Raw genomic sequence first — 14,347 nt, 5'->3', positions numbered from 1 at the left:
TCGGCGTCCGGCGTCGGCGAGGGCCCGGCGGAGGAGGTAGTCGACTTGCGCGTTGGTGCTGCGCAGCTCGTCCGCCGCCCACGACGCCAGGGCGTCGTGGACGGCGGGGTCGAGCCGCAGCAGCACCTGCTTGCGGGCCGGGCGGCGAGCCGGGCGCTCGGTCACTGGTAGAGCGAGCCCGCGTTGAGGACCGGCTGCGGGGTGCGGTCGCCGCAGAGCACGACGAGCAGGTTGGAGACCATGGCCGCCTTGCGCTCCTCGTCGAGTTCCACGAGGTCGTTCTCGGTGATGCGGGCGATCGCCGACTCGACCATTCCGCAGGCGCCCTCGACGATCTCGCGGCGGGCCGCGATGACGGCTCCGGCCTGCTGGCGCTGGAGCATCGCCGCGGCGATCTCCGGGGCGTAGGCGAGGTGCGTGAAGCGGGACTCGACGACCTTCACCCCGGCGGCACCCACGCGGGCGTCCACCTCGGCGGAGAGCTGGTCGGTGATGCTCTCCGCGTTGTCCCGCAGGGACAGCTCGTCGTCGCTCTCGTAGGGGTAGTTGGTCGCGATGTGGCGCAGGGCCGTCTCGGTCTGGGTGGTGACGAACTCCTCGTAGTCGTCGACGGCGAACTTGGCCTGCGCGGTGTCCTCGACCTGCCAGACGATCACCGCGGCGATCTCGATGGGGCTGCCCTTGGCGTCGTTGACCTTGAGTACCGCGGTCTCGTGGTTGCGCACCCGGGTGGAGATCTTGTTGCTGGTGGTCAGCGGGTTGACCCAGCGCAGCCCGTCGGTGCGCAGCGTGCCAACGTAGCGGCCGAACAACTGGATGACGCGGGCCTCACCGGGCGCGACCATCTTGAGCCCGTTCCAGGAGAGCAGCGCCAGCGGCAGCAGCAGCGCGCCCAGCACGATGAGCAGCGCGCCGAGCACCGGGGCGTCGCCCGGATCGAAGCCGAACACGATCCCGGCGATCACCAGGCCGAGTGCGAGCGGCAGGCCGGACACGGCGAACAGCAGGCCGAGTCCGCCGTTGACGCTGTGTGCGGCCTTCTCCCGGACGGGGGCCTCGGGCATCACGGGCGCGTCGACCGTCACGTCCGCCGGGCCGCCGTCCCGCGCCCGCTCGACGGGGTGGTGGGACGGGGACGGGTCGGCGGAATCGGCCGAGGTCTCGTCGTACTTGCGTTCTGTCATGGAATCCCCCGTGGAGAGCGAACGGCTGCCATCTATCAATGTGATAGCAGATTAGCGCACGCGGAGAGCTATGGCCAGAGCTTCTCGGGCACACGGGAGGCCCTGGCCGGCGGTCGTCCGCCGGCCAGGGCCTCAGGGGAGGGTGCCGCTGCCCCCGTGGGGCGGTCGGCCGTCCTCCTACTCCGTGCGCAGCCCGTCGGGCCGCATCGTGCGCCACAGCGCCGGCATGCTGGCCACCGTCACGAGCAGGATCATGCCGAGCCCCGCAGCCGCGAGCGGCACGAACGCCAGCCAGTCGATCACCGTGCCGCCGACGAGGCGCAGCAGCAGCAGACCGAGCAGCAGACCGCCGCCGGTGGCGATCACGAGCCCGAGGCCCACGGGCACGGCGGTCTGCCACAGCACCGAGGCCCCCAGCGTGGAGCGCCGGGTGCCGAAGGCGACCAGGACGGCCAACTGGCTTTTGCGTTCCCGGAGTTGCTCTAGCGTGTTGACGATCATGCTGGCCGCGATGAGCAGCATGACCACGATCGCGCCGAGCAGCAGGGCGTTGCTGAGGGCCGCGAACTCCGATGAGGCGCGTTCCGAGACGAGCTGGAAGACGTGTGCCGACGGGTCGGCGAGCCCGGCCGTGTTGCGGAGGTGCTCGATCACGTCCGGCGCGCCGGGCTCCGTGCTGATCAGGGAGACCGCCTCAGCGGTCCGCAGCAGGGGCACCTCCAGTGCGGCGGGTGTCGCGAAGACACCGGATCGCAGGCTGCCCGCCGGGTCGGGGACGGCCTCGGTGCGGCGGGCGTCCTCCGGGACCGTCCACCAGGTCGGGGCGTTCGTGTCGACCTTGCCCGGCTCGCTGAGGTCCGCGGACAGGTTCAGCCGGTCGCCGGGGGTCGGCATGGGGCCGGTGTCGTACTCGCCTTTGGCCAGGAAGACGTCGCCGTCCTGGCAGGCACCGGTCTTCACGACCTGGGCGAGGGTGGCGCAGTCCGCCACGGTGATCATGATCGACTCGACGTAGCCGTCGGCGTCGGGCTTCGCCTTCTCGTGCACGGCGGACGAACTCACCAGACCGAGCGCCTCGCGCACTCCCTCGGTGTCCGCGTAGCCGCGGAAGACCTCCGATGCCTGGGCGCCGTCTGCGACCGCCTCACCGGCCACCGCCTGGGCCCGGTCCGGGTCCTGCCCGGTGGATGACGTCTCCTTGATCTCCACTGCCGCGAAGAGCATCTGGAGGGCGATGGCCCCGGCGACGGCGATGGTGACACCGCTGACCGCGCGGGCCGCGAGGCCGCTGTTGAGCTGGAGGCGGCGGATGGCCAGCTGCCAGGACAGCGCGCCGCCGTTGAGGCGGCCCACCACACGCTCCACCACCCAGGGCAGCAGGGCGGTGATGCCGACGAGGGTGAGGATGACAGCGGCGGCGAGGCCGGGCTCGTTGACCGGGCTCGTCTCGGAGAACTGCGACCCCATGGCGACGAGTGCGCCGCCGCCGGCGACGAGCGCGAGCAGGCGCCACCACAGCCTCCGGCCGCGGTCGGTGCCCTCTCTGGCGACACCCAGCGGGCTCATCGCCACGCCGCGCATCGCCAGCAGCGTCACCGCGACCGCACAGACCGGCACCGCGAGCAGGACCAGCGCGGCCAGCCAGCCGACCGGGGTGACGTCGGACGGGAAGAGCGAGATCTCGTTGATGAAGTGGATCCGGCCGATGAACATCCGGCCGAGCAGGAACAGCCAGCCGCCCACCACGAGTCCGAGCAGCGCGCCGAAGAGCGACTCGCCCGCGGCGATACGTCGGGCCATGGAGTTGTCCGCGCCGACCAGCCGCAGCGCGGCCAGTCGCCGGTCGCGGCTCTCCCCGCCGAAGCGCACCGCCGTCGCGATGAAGACCGCGATCGGCATCAGCAGCACCACGACCATGACGACGATGAGCACCAGCAGCAGTGCGTTCAGCCCGTCGCCGTCGTCCTGGACGCCGAACGCGTCGATGCGCGTGGAACCGTCGCCGCCGGAGTCGTCCAGCATGTCCGAGCCGAGGTAGAAGGCGAGTTCGGCCGGCCCCCACAGACCCTCGTCGCCGATCGTGCCGATGATCTCGGCGCCCTCGAAGCGCTTCTCGAGGAGGTCTCCCCGCGGGCTTTCCAGGAGGCGCTTCAGTGCCGGTGACACGACCATCTCACCGGGCGCCGGCAGGCGTTCGGTGCCGGGCGGGTGGACCGCCTTCCCGATCGGGCCGTCCGCCTGGACCAGACGTCCCCGAATGACGGAGCCCCTGAACTCGGTGTCCGCGTGGGTGGCGAGCACGGTGGTGTCGCTCTTCGGTGCGTCCTCGCCGAACAGTGGCGTCTCGCGGGCGTCCTGACGGGCGGTGGTGGCGTCGATCGCCGTCGGAATGGACGCGGCCAGCAGCAGCACCGCGACGCCGAGGCCCACGCCGACGGCCGTCATGAGTGTCCTGGTCCAGCCCGACCTGCCGCCGGACGCGGCGAACCGGGCGCCCATGGCCAGTTCGCGGGCCCACTGCGTGATCATGCGATGCCCGCCATGCCTGCCGTGTCGCGCGCCTTGCCGTCCCGTACGACGACCTCGCGGTCGGAGTAGGCGGCGACCCGCGACTCGTGGGTGACGAGCACGACGGCTGCACGGGTGTCCCGCGCGGCGGCGGTGAGCAGCTCCATCACGCGCTCGCCGTTCAGCGAGTCCAGCGCGCCGGTCGGCTCGTCGGCGAAGACCACCCGGGGGGTGGCGACCAGGGCGCGGGCGACGGCGACCCGCTGGCCCTGGCCACCGGAGACCTGACCGGGCCGTTTGTTCCTGACCTCGGCCACCTCCAGGCGCTCCAGCCACTCCACGGCCTGCTTCTCGGCGACCTTGCGGTCCGCTCCGGCCAGCCGCAGCGGCAGGGCGACGTTCTCCACGCAGGTCAGTTCGGGCACCAGCTGGCCGAACTGGAAGACGAACCCGAAGTCGCCGCGGCGCAGCGCGCTGCGTTCGGCGTCGGACATGGCGGACAGCTCGTGTCCGCGGTAGTGCACCGTCCCCTCTTCCGGGGTGACGATGCCGGCGAGGCAGTGCAGCAGCGTCGACTTGCCGGAACCCGAGGGGCCCATGACGGCGACGATCTCGCCGGGGTGAATGGCGAAGTCGGCGCCGTCGAGCGCCTTGGTCGCCCCGTAGGTCTTGTGCACCGCGGAGGCGGTCAGAAGCGCTCCGGGCTGGCTGGCGGTGGTCATGCGCGTACCTCCTGGGCGAGCTTCTCGAGGCGTGCGGCGGTGAGTTCGAGCCACCGCAGGTCCGCTTCGAGGTGGAACAGCGCGTGGTCGCAGATCAGCTGGTCGGCGAGGTCGCCGCCGCGCTTGCGCCGGGTGAGTTCGCGCATCAGCCTCAGGTGTTCACCGCGCTGGTTGTCGAGCAGCTCGGCCGCGTCCCTGCCGGTGAGCAGTGCCAGCACGACCTTGGTGTAGAGCACGCTCTGGAGGTAGGGCTCGGGCTTCTCGGGCCGTTGCAGCCACTGCTGGACGTCGGTGATGCCGGCGTCGGTGATGGCGTAGCGCTTGCGTTCGGGGCCGTCGCCGGCCTCTATGCCGTCGACCTCGACGAGGCCGTTCTTCAGTAGGCGGGACATCGTCGAGTAGACCTGGCCGTAGTGCAGGGGCCGGTCGTGACCGAAGCGTTCGTCGAACGTCCGCTTGAGGTCGTAACCGTGACTGGGGCCGGACTCGAGGAGCCCGAGCAGGGTGTGGCTGATGGACATGCGGAGCACTGTACACCACGCGTATACACGCGATGTATAGCCGTGTGCGGACCCGCTTCCCGGCAGGCCGCATGCCGGACACGGCCGGTATATCGCAGGCCGCGGAACCCCGGGAGCCGTACGATCAGTGGCCGAACAACCCCGACGAGTGCGGACGCGTCCCAGGAGACGGCGCCGGAACATCCACCGTGACGCCAGGGGTGAGCGACAGACAGCCCGGGAGACGTCGATGCTCGGTACCACGGGGAACGAAGTCCCGGTCGAAGCGTCGCAGCCGGCGCCGGACACCGCGCTGGCACGTTCCGCCCGGCGGCTCGTCCGGTTCGCCCGCAGGCCCTACTGGGAACGCCCCGACGAGACGTGGCTGGTCCGGCGCTGGCCCGACCTCACGGCCACCGTCGTCGCCACCGTCTTCTTCTGGCTCTCCCTGACCCCCTCGCTCGTGCCCAGGCCCTGGTACCTCCAGGGCATGATCGGCGGCATCACCGCCGCCATCGGCTACGCCCTCGGCTGCCTGCTCGGCTGGGGCGTGCCGGTGCTGGTGCGCCGGCGGCCGAGCGAGGAGACCCAGCGCCGGATCAGGGCCCGCGCCTGGCAGGCCTACTTCGTGCTGGGCATCGCCCTGACCGTGCTGCTGCTGTCGGAGAGCGCCCGCATGCAGCGGGAGCTGCGCAAGCTCCAGGAACTGCCGCCCACCCTCACCTGGCACTCCACGATGATCGCGCTGATGTCCCTCGCGATCTGCTGGGCGCTGCTGCTCGCCGCCCGCAGCGTGCGGGTCGGCACCCGGGAGCTGATCCGGGTGCTGCTGCGGTTCGTGCCGCGACCGGTCGCGGTGACGGCCGGGCTCGTGATCAGCGCCGTCGTGGTGCTGTTCGGGGCCAAGGACGTGGTCTTCGAACGCGGCGTCGTGGACATCGCCTCCCGCGTCGCCGCCAACACCGACAAGAGCACCAAGGACGGCGTCATCCAGTCCGGCTCGCCCTTCGTGTCCGGCAGCCCGGACTCGCTGATCGACTGGGAGGACCTGGGGTACCAGGGCCGCAACTTCACCGGCAGCGTGCTGAGCCGCGAGCAGATCAGCTCGTTCACCGGGCGGCGGGCCATGGACCCGATCCGCGTCTACGTCGGCCGCACCGGCAGCGCCACGTACCGGGAGCAGGCGGAGCTGGCCCTGGCCGAGCTGGACCGGACCGGCGGGTTCGGCCGCGAGGTGCTCGCCATCGCCGGGACGACGGGCAGCGGCTGGATCGACGCCCGCACCGCCGAGCCGCTGGAGTACCTGCACAACGGTGACACCGCGATCGTCGCCGTGCAGTACTCCTACCTGCCGAGCTGGGTGTCGTTCGTGGTGGACCGGGAGGAGGCCGGCCGTGCCACCCGGGAGCTGGTCCGGGCGGTGCGGGCCCGGCTCGACACCATGCCCGAGCGGGAACGGCCGCGGCTGGTGGTGTTCGGCGAAAGCCTGGGCGCGACGGCCATCGAGGACTCCTTCGACGGCATCGACGACCTGCTCGCCAGGACCGACGGCGCCCTGCTCGTCGGCCCGCCGCACTTCAGCCCGATCTGGTCGGACGTCACCGCGCGGCGGGAGCCCGGCACGCCGGTGTGGCGGCCGGTGTTCGACGGCGGCCGCCACGTGCGGTTCGCCCAGTACCCGCAGCGGGATCTGCTGATGCCGCAGCCGGGCGGCTGGCAGCACCCCCGGGTCGTCTACCTCGCGAACGCCTCCGACCCGGTGGTGTGGTGGTCACCCGGCCTGGCCCTGCGACGGCCGGCGTGGCTGCGGCCCCCACTGGGGCCGGACGTCACCCAGGAGGTCAACTGGTTCCCGTTCGTCACCTTCTGGCAGACGACGATGGACATGGCCACCTCCTACGGCGTCGAAGCCCCCCACGGCCACCGATACGGCACCAACGCCGTGGAGGGCTGGGCGGCGGTCGCCCCGCCCGAGAAGTGGACGGACGCCGACACTCTGCGTCTCAAGGCCTTCGCCGAGGCCCGCGAGTCGCCCTACTGAGCGTCCGGTGCCCGGCCGGACCCCCTCGGACCCTCACCCTCGTCCGGACGGTCACCGCCCGTCGGCCGGTCGGCGCCGTCCGCCTCGTCGCCCTCCCGGTCCAGGGCCGTCACCGCCGTCGCCCCGACCTTGGGCGGCTCACCCTGGAGGCGCGGCGGCACGGCTGGTGACGCCTCGGCGATGGTCGACCCGGAGGGCTCCGCCCGCTCCTGCTGGTCGGAGTACGCCCGCAGATAGGTGATCACGGTGTTCGAGACGGCCACCAGCGGCACCGCGACGACCGCGCCCGGAATACCGGCCAGCAGCGAGCCGCCCGTCACCGCCAGCACCACACCGAGCGCATGGACCCGGACGAGGCGTCCCAGGATGAACGGTTGCAGCACGTTGCCCTCGATCTGCTGCACGATCAGCACCACACCCAGTGCCAGCAGCGCGGTGACCATGCCGTTGGTGACGAAGGCGACGACCACGGCGAGCGCGCCGGAGACCGTGGCACCGACGATGGGCACGAACGCGAAGAGGAACACGATCACGGCCAGCGGCACCGCGAGCGGCACCCCGAGGATGTAGATGCCGATGCCGATGCCGAGCGCGTCGATGAAGGCCACAATCACCGTGCCGCGCACGTAACCGGTGAGCGTCACCCAGGCCCGCGGCCCGGCACCGGCCACACCCTCACGGGCGGACTGCGGCACGAAGTTCAGGCACCAGTCCCAGATGCGGCGGCCGTCGTACAGCAGGAACAGGCAGACGAAGGCGGCCAGGACCGCGCCGGTGAGGAACTGCACCACCATCGTGGCGCCCTCCAGGCCGGCGTTGGTCAGCTCCTGGCTGTGCTCGCCTATCCAGGTGTTCAGGTCGTCGGCCAGGTCGTTGAGCTGCTCCTCGGTGACCTGGAAGGGGCTGTTCAGTATCCAGGTGCGCAGCTCGTCGACACCGCTCTGGACCTGCTTGACCAGGTCCTCCTGGTTCTCGATGACCTGCCAGACGACGAACCAGCCGATCAGGCCGATGATCGAGAAACCACCGACGAAGCTCACCGCGGTCGCCGGACCGCGGCCCAGGCCGAGCCGCTTGAGGCGGGAGACCGACGGCTGGAGCAGCGCGGTGATCAGCAGGCCGGCCGAGAAGGCGACGATGAGCAGGCTGATCGCGCCGATGACCTGTATCAGCACCCACAGGACGCCGGCCAGGACGAGCAGGCGCCAGCCGGCTTCGGCCGCCACCCGCATACCCCACGGGATGACCGAGTCGGGCGCGGGCTTGCGCGGCGGGCCCGGAGCGGGTGGGGCGAGCTCCAGGGCCTGTGCCTCCTCACGGCGCCGCGCCTCGCGTTCCCGCTCGGAGCGTTCGCGTTCCGCCCGTTCACGGAACCCCGACACCCGCGTGGCCATGCGGGACGCACCCACCTTGAGCCGGTCAAATCGTGACATGCCGTTCCTTCGCACCCGCGTAGCCCATCAAGAATCGTGTCTCATCGAAGGACGACGGTACCCGTGCCGAAGGTTGACAGCCGACAGACGCGCGCCGCCCCCGCCCCGATGACGGGGCGGGGGCGGCGTCGGTCCGTGCGCGGGCTCAGTACCAGTGGTTGGCCTGCCAGAACTCCCAGGCGCCGCAGGGGCTGCCGTAGCGCTCGTTCATGTAGTTGAGGCCCCACTTGATCTGGGTCGCCGGGTTGGTCTGCCAGTCGGCACCGGCCGAGGCCATCTTGGAGGCGGGCAGCGCCTGCACGAGGCCGTAGGCACCCGAGGAAGGGTTCTGCGCCTTGTAGTTCCAGGTGCTCTCACGCTGCACGATGTTGGAGAAGCACTGGAACTGGCCGCCGCCCACGATCTGCTGGGCCATCGCCTTCACCTCGGCCACGGTGTAGGACGACTGCGGCGCGAAGTTGGTGGAGGCGGGCGCGCTGGCACTGCGCTCGCTGCTGCGGCTCGCCGCAGCCTCACGCTCGGCCTCCCGCTCCTCGGCGAGCTTCTCGGCCCGCTCGGCGGCGGCCTTCTTCTCGTCCGCCGCCTTCTTCTTCGCTGCCGCGTCCTTGGCGGCCTGCTTGCGGGCGCTCTCCTCCGCGGACTTCTTGGCAGCCGCGTTCGCCGCGTCGGACTGGACGTCCGCCTGCTGCGTCAACGAAGCGGTCTGGAGCTGGGTGTTGCCACCCACTGGTATGTCTGCGAGGAGCGTCGCGTCAGCACTCGCGAGCTCGACCGGTTCGGCCGTGCCTGCCTGGCTGCCCGTGGCCACACCAACGACGGCGCCGACGGTGGTGACCGCGGTGGCGGACGCCACGGCGAATCCCCGGACCGAAATCCGAGTAGTCACACAGTTTCCTTCCAGAATGCCCGCCGGGTGACCCCGCGGACGCAATCGTGCCCCTGGCACTGACCTCCCCTGAGCTCGGCCACAGGAGGTGCGGGCCCGGAAGGGCTCCCGTCGAGGGGAGTCCAGCGTGGTGCTCGGGCGGCATACGGCGGTGACGTGTGTTGAGTTGTGCGGCGCTTCGCCGCGGGGTGTTGCAGCTGTGCCGTATGCGGGGCCTGACAGGATCCACACCCTGCCGGAGACCCACCGGCCGTGGCAATTCTCCACGACGTGGGAAACGTCACACGTCGTTTACCGGAGGGTACTTGAGGATAGACAAGCGCAGCCGCACCGCTCGGACTAGAGTGCTGCACTCACCCCGACCCGCCGCGACGGACCGTCACCACACCACCCCGCGAGGGTGATCCGCACAACAGGACACCCCACCGCACAGCGCGCGAACCGTACTTGGCGCTCGCACCCCTCATGTCACCGCAACAGTGACGACCAGCCGACACCGTCCACTTCGGGCATGTCGTGCGTAGAGCGGGCGGAGTGGGACGGAGTGCCGGACTTCGAGCATCCCGGGTGTTCCGGGCCGGAGTGCAACACGCGGAGCCGTCACCTCGGGAGCAGGCACACGTCCGCGCCGCGTCCGCACACGAGGACGGGGGCCACCCGCGCGGCACGCTGCGGGTGGCCCCCGTCCTCGTCGGCGCCCCGTTCGCTGTCCGGAGCGTCACAGGGCGCGCTCGCTCAGATGTGGCCCTCCTCGAGCATCTCGGTGACCAGCGCCGCGATCGGCGAACGCTCGGAGCGGTTGAGCGTGATGTGCGCGAAGAGCGGGTGGCCCTTCAGCTTCTCCACCACCGCGACCACACCGTCGTACCGACCGACCCGCAGGTTGTCACGCTGCGCCACGTCGTGGGTCAGCACCACCCGGGAGTCCTGCCCGATGCGGGAGAGCACCGTCAGCAGCACGTTGCGCTCCAGCGACTGGGCCTCGTCGACGATCACGAACGCGTCATGCAGCGAACGGCCCCGGATGTGGGTGAGCGGCAGCACCTCCAGCATGCCGCGCGCCACCACCTCCTCGATCACCTCCCGCGACGTCACCGCGGAGAGCGTGTCGAAGACGGCCTGCGCCCACGGCGACATCTTCTCGTCGGCCGTGCCCGGCAGATATCCGAGGTCCTGCCCGCCCACCGCGTACAGCGGCCGGAAGACCATCACCTTGCGGTGCTGCCGACGCTCCAGGACCGCCTCCAGGCCCGCACACAGCGCCAGCGCCGACTTGCCCGTACCGGCCCGGCCGCCCATCGACACGATGCCGATGTCCGGGTCGGACAGCAGGTCCAGCGCGATGCGCTGCTCCGCCGAACGCCCGTGGACGCCGAACACCTCACGGTCGCCGCGGACCAGCCTGACCCGGCCGTCGGGCGTGACCCGGCCGAGCGCCTTGCCCTTGCCCGACTGGAGCACCAGCCCGGTGTGCACCGGCAGCTCCGCGGCCTCCGGCACGTCCACGCTCTCGGCCGTGAACAGTTCGTCGACGGTCTCGGCGGGCAGGCTCAGCTCGCTCATCCCCGTCCAGCCGGACTCGGTGATGGCCAGCTCGGCGCGGTACTCCTCAGCCAGCAGACCCACCGAGGACGCCTTGATGCGCAGCGGCAGGTCCTTGGAGACGACGGTGACGTCGTACCCCTCGGCCTGGAGGTTGCGGGCCACCGCCAGGATGCGGGAGTCGTTGTCGCCGAGCCGGAATCCGGCGGGCAGGATGCCCGGATCGGAGTGGTTCAGCTCGACCCGGAGGGTTCCACCCAGCTCTCCTATCGGAATGGGGGCGTCCAGCCGGCCGAACCGGATGCGGTACTCGTCGAGCAGCCGCAGGGCCTGGCGGGCGAAGTAGCCCAGCTCCGGGTGATGGCGTTTGGCCTCCAACTCCGTGACCACAACCACGGGGAGCACGACCTCGTGCTCGTCGAAGCGTGCCATCGCCGCCGGATCGGCGAGCAGGACACTGGTGTCGATGACATAGGTGCGCCGGTCGTTCTCGCGGCGCTTCTTGCTGGTCACCACGGATGGACGAACCCCCTCGGAAGAGGTCGGTGCGCGACGTCGCCGTCGCTGGGGAAGAGGCCGGGCCGGACCCGCTGCCCGCGGGCCGGATGCCGGCCCTCCGCGTCCGCCGCACGGTCTGCGCGGCAATCCGTGGTGAGCAAAAGGCCTCCCGTCGGTCGCCGCCCCGGAGGGGGCCTCGACCTGGAGGTGATATTCCCCCGATCAACCTCTCGCATGCAACGGCCCGCGCGGTCGAGTGGGTGAACACCTGACCGCGGACTGGCCACGAGCCCGTGTACCCCGCCTGACCTGCCAGGACGCGGGGGCGATCGGAGAGGTCAGGAGCCGTAGCGGCGGTGCCGGGCGGCGTAGTCACGCAGGGCGCGGAGGAAGTCGACCTTGCGGAACGCCGGCCAGAACACCTCGCAGAAGTAGTACTCCGAGTGGGCGCTCTGCCACAGCATGAAGCCGGAGAGACGCTGCTCACCGCTGGTGCGGATGACCAGGTCGGGGTCCGGCTGGCCCCGGGTGTAGAGGTGCTCGGCGATGTCCTCGACGCTCAGCGACTCGGCCAGCTCGGCGAGCGCCTCGCCGCGCTCGGCACGCTCGGCGAGCAGCGACCGCACCGCGTCGGCGATCTCCTGCCGGCCCCCGTAACCGACGGCGACGTTGACGACTATGCCGTCCCGGTCCGCGGCGGCGGCCTCGGCCTCCTTCAGCACCCGCTGGGTGTGGTCGGGCAGCAGGTCGGGGTTGCCGACGTGGTGCACCCGCCAGCGGCCGTCCGCCGCCAGCCCGCGCACGGTGTCCTCGATGATGCCCAGCAGGGGGGTGAGCTCGGCTGCGGGACGGTCCAGGTTGTCCGTGGAGAGCATCCACAGGGTGACGACCTGCACGTCCGTCTCGGAGCACCAGCCCAGCATCTCCTGGATCTTCTCCGCGCCGGCGCGGTGGCCCTGCTCGGTGGTGCCGCCCGACGCCTTCGCCCAGCGCCGGTTGCCGTCGAGAATGACGCCGATGTGCTTGGGCACCTGGTCGTGGTCGAGGCGGCCCTCCACCCGTCGGGAGTACAGCCGTACCACCAGATCGCGCAGCTTCGCCTTCATCTCCGCACTACGCCCTTCCTGCCCCGGTCCCAAGCCTCCGGAAGCCTACTGCCAGTTGACCCCGTGATGCGTCGCCGGACTGTCACAGGTCGGTGATATTCGCACAGGTCGGCGGCGGTCGGCGTGATAGTCAAGGGGGCATGAGCACTCCCTCCCCCGACGCCCCGCACCACCGCGCCGCCGACAGCCGCTACGACTCCATGGAGTACCGGCGCTCCGGACGCAGCGGCCTGAAGCTGCCCGCGATCTCCCTCGGCCTGTGGCACAACTTCGGAGACGACCGCGCCCTGGTCACCCAGCGCGCCATCCTGCGCCGCGCCTTCGACCTGGGCGTGACCCACTTCGACCTGGCGAACAACTACGGTCCGCCGCCCGGCTCCGCCGAGCTGAACTTCGGCAAGCTGATGGCCCAGGACTTCCGCCCCTACCGGGACGAGCTGGTCGTCTCCACCAAGGCCGGCTACGACATGCACCCCGGCCCCTACGGCGAGTGGGGCTCACGCAAGTACCTGCTGTCGTCGCTCGACGCCTCCCTCAAGCGGATGGGGCTCGACTACGTCGACATCTTCTACTCGCACCGCTTCGACCCGGACACCCCGCTCGAGGAGACGATGGGTGCGCTCGCCTCCGCCGTGCAGCAGGGCAAGGCGCTCTACGTCGGCCTCTCCTCCTACAACTCGCAGCGCACCCGTGAGGCCGCGGCGCTGCTGCGTGGGATGGGCGTGCGCCCGCTCATCCACCAGCCGTCCTACTCCATGATCAACCGGTGGACCGAGGAGGACGGCCTGCTCGACACCCTGGAGACCGAGGGGATGGGCTGCATCTCCTTCGCGCCCCTCGCGCAGGGGCTGCTCACCGGCAAGTACCTCCAGGGCATTCCGGAGGGCTCGCGGGCCTCGCAGGGCAAGTCACTCGACCCGGGGCTGCTCACCGACGACGTGGTGGAGCGGCTGCGCGGGCTCAACGCCCTGGCCGAGCGCCGCGGCCAGTCCCTGGCCCAGCTGGCGCTCAACTGGGTGCTGCGGGACAGCCGGATGACGTCCGCCCTGATCGGCGCCAGCAGTGTGTCGCAGCTGGAGGCGAACGTCGAGGCGCTCACCGGGCCGCCGCTGACCGACGAGGAGCTGACCGCCATCGACGGCTACGCGGTGTCCGAGCCGGGCAGCAACATCTGGTCACGCAGCAGCAACAGCTGACGGCGGTGGGACGGGGGCGGGCGCGGGGGCTCTGTGGTCCCGGCGCTGATGCCTGCGCGAGCGGGGAGGCGCCGGCGGGCGGGGAGGGCGCTCACGACACGGGCCGGTCTCGGCGGGGGGCGGTCTCGGCCGGGGGTGGTCTCGGCGGGGGCGTGGGCGGCCGGGAACGGAAACGGGCCGGTCCGTGGGGGGGATACGGACCGGCCCGAGGGGGGGTTTCCACCATAACGGCTCGTCGGCCGTGGTCCACGCAACCACGGCCGTTTTCACCCCGCGAGTCCGCCGAGCACCAGCCCGCCGAGGGCCCCGGCCACCATGAAGGGGCCGAACGGCAGCGGGGTGCGCCGACCAGCCCTGCCCCTTATGACCAGCCACATCCCGTGCCCGGCGCCCAGCACGAAGCCGAGGAACGTGCCGGTGAAGAGCACGTCCCAGCCGTACCACCCAAGAGCGACCCCCACAGCGGTAGCCAACTTGACGTCCCCGAAGGCCATGCCCCGCGGATTGATCAGGAACAGCACGTAGTAGCCCGCCGTGAGCACCAGCCCGCCCAGCAGCGCCCGCGGCCACTCTCCCGCCGCCCCGGGCCACAGCTGGGCGAGGCCGAGCAGGGCGGCGCAGCCGGCCCCCAGCGGCAGCGTCAGCACGTCGGGCAACCGGTACACGGCCCGGTCCACCACGGCGAGCAGCAGCAGGCCGGGCGTCAGCAGCAGCCACACCGCCAGCTCCGG

General features: G+C 71.2%; 12 protein-coding genes. 2 read left to right on the top strand and 10 right to left on the bottom strand.

The window, feature by feature from the left end:
- From ACYVE9_RS05595 to ACYVE9_RS05575, 5 genes are all read right to left on the bottom strand, one after another.
- The coding region (locus ACYVE9_RS05595; protein ID WP_461026588.1) for a type II toxin-antitoxin system antitoxin at positions 1–216 on the bottom strand (216 nt) is incomplete at its 3' end.
- Positions 162–1,064, bottom strand: coding sequence for an SPFH domain-containing protein (locus ACYVE9_RS05590; RefSeq protein ID WP_461026587.1), 903 nt, complete (start codon positions 1,062–1,064; stop codon positions 162–164). The genes ACYVE9_RS05590 and ACYVE9_RS05595, both read right to left, overlap by 55 nt.
- Positions 1,065–1,361: 297 nt before the next feature.
- Complete coding sequence (locus ACYVE9_RS05585; protein ID WP_461026586.1) at positions 1,362–3,713, bottom strand: FtsX-like permease family protein; 2,352 nt, start codon at positions 3,711–3,713, stop codon at positions 1,362–1,364.
- Positions 3,710–4,414: an ABC transporter ATP-binding protein gene (locus tag ACYVE9_RS05580; protein WP_461026585.1), complete on the bottom strand. Its 705-nt coding sequence runs from the start codon at positions 4,412–4,414 to the stop codon at positions 3,710–3,712. Before ACYVE9_RS05580 ends, ACYVE9_RS05585 begins: the two co-directional genes overlap by 4 nt.
- Positions 4,411–4,935: a PadR family transcriptional regulator gene (locus ACYVE9_RS05575; RefSeq protein WP_461026584.1), complete on the bottom strand. Its 525-nt coding sequence runs from the start codon at positions 4,933–4,935 to the stop codon at positions 4,411–4,413. Before ACYVE9_RS05575 ends, ACYVE9_RS05580 begins: the two co-directional genes overlap by 4 nt.
- A 229-nt stretch (positions 4,936–5,164) precedes the next feature.
- Between ACYVE9_RS05575 and ACYVE9_RS05570 the strand changes: the two genes are divergently transcribed.
- A complete protein-coding gene (locus tag ACYVE9_RS05570; RefSeq protein WP_461026583.1) occupies positions 5,165–6,955 on the top strand; it encodes an alpha/beta hydrolase in 1,791 nt (596 codons plus the stop codon).
- Here ACYVE9_RS05570 and ACYVE9_RS05565 read toward each other — a convergent pair.
- The 4 genes from ACYVE9_RS05565 to ACYVE9_RS05550 all read right to left on the bottom strand — a co-directional run bounded on the left by ACYVE9_RS05565 (position 6,949) and on the right by ACYVE9_RS05550 (position 12,420).
- Positions 6,949–8,388: an AI-2E family transporter gene (locus tag ACYVE9_RS05565; protein WP_461026582.1), complete on the bottom strand. Its 1,440-nt coding sequence runs from the start codon at positions 8,386–8,388 to the stop codon at positions 6,949–6,951. The two genes, ACYVE9_RS05570 and ACYVE9_RS05565, sit on opposite strands and share 7 nt — an antisense overlap.
- Before the next feature lie 145 nt (positions 8,389–8,533).
- The gene (locus tag ACYVE9_RS05560; protein WP_461026581.1) at positions 8,534–9,274 is read right to left on the bottom strand and encodes an aggregation-promoting factor C-terminal-like domain-containing protein; all 741 of its coding nucleotides are present in this window, start codon (positions 9,272–9,274) and stop codon (positions 8,534–8,536) included.
- A gap of 735 nt (positions 9,275–10,009) precedes the next feature.
- On the bottom strand, positions 10,010–11,332 hold the full coding sequence (locus ACYVE9_RS05555; protein ID WP_461026580.1) for a PhoH family protein: 1,323 nt from the start codon (positions 11,330–11,332) through the stop codon (positions 10,010–10,012).
- 320 nt (positions 11,333–11,652) lie between these two features.
- On the bottom strand, positions 11,653–12,420 hold the full coding sequence (locus ACYVE9_RS05550) for an isoprenyl transferase (RefSeq protein WP_461026579.1): 768 nt from the start codon (positions 12,418–12,420) through the stop codon (positions 11,653–11,655).
- A gap of 140 nt (positions 12,421–12,560) precedes the next feature.
- Here ACYVE9_RS05550 and mgrA point away from each other — a divergent pair, with 140 nt between their 5' ends.
- Positions 12,561–13,616: an L-glyceraldehyde 3-phosphate reductase gene (gene mgrA / locus ACYVE9_RS05545; protein ID WP_461026578.1), complete on the top strand. Its 1,056-nt coding sequence runs from the start codon at positions 12,561–12,563 to the stop codon at positions 13,614–13,616.
- A 266-nt stretch (positions 13,617–13,882) separates the two neighbouring features.
- Here the strand turns inward: mgrA and ACYVE9_RS05540 are convergent.
- Positions 13,883–14,347: prepilin peptidase (locus ACYVE9_RS05540; protein WP_461026577.1), on the bottom strand; the 465-nt coding region annotated here is incomplete at its 5' end.

The sequence above is a fragment of the Streptomyces sparsus genome (assembly GCF_054776295.1).
Note: the sequence above shows the minus strand (reverse complement) of the source record. Positions and strands in the feature narration are given on the sequence as shown.

Excerpts from the sequence above, each read along its gene's own strand:
- ACYVE9_RS05590 (WP_461026587.1), bottom strand. The coding sequence starts at position 1,064 with ATGCCCGAGGCCCCCGTCCGGGAGAAGGCCGCACACAGCGTCAACGGC.
- ACYVE9_RS05585 (WP_461026586.1), bottom strand. The coding sequence starts at position 3,713 with ATGATCACGCAGTGGGCCCGCGAACTGGCCATGGGCGCCCGGTTCGCC.
- ACYVE9_RS05580 (WP_461026585.1), bottom strand. The coding sequence starts at position 4,414 with ATGACCACCGCCAGCCAGCCCGGAGCGCTTCTGACCGCCTCCGCGGTG.
- ACYVE9_RS05575 (WP_461026584.1), bottom strand. The coding sequence starts at position 4,935 with ATGTCCATCAGCCACACCCTGCTCGGGCTCCTCGAGTCCGGCCCCAGT.
- ACYVE9_RS05570 (WP_461026583.1), top strand. The coding sequence starts at position 5,165 with ATGCTCGGTACCACGGGGAACGAAGTCCCGGTCGAAGCGTCGCAGCCG.
- ACYVE9_RS05565 (WP_461026582.1), bottom strand. The coding sequence starts at position 8,388 with ATGTCACGATTTGACCGGCTCAAGGTGGGTGCGTCCCGCATGGCCACG.
- ACYVE9_RS05550 (WP_461026579.1), bottom strand. The coding sequence starts at position 12,420 with ATGAAGGCGAAGCTGCGCGATCTGGTGGTACGGCTGTACTCCCGACGG.
- mgrA (WP_461026578.1), top strand. The coding sequence starts at position 12,561 with ATGAGCACTCCCTCCCCCGACGCCCCGCACCACCGCGCCGCCGACAGC.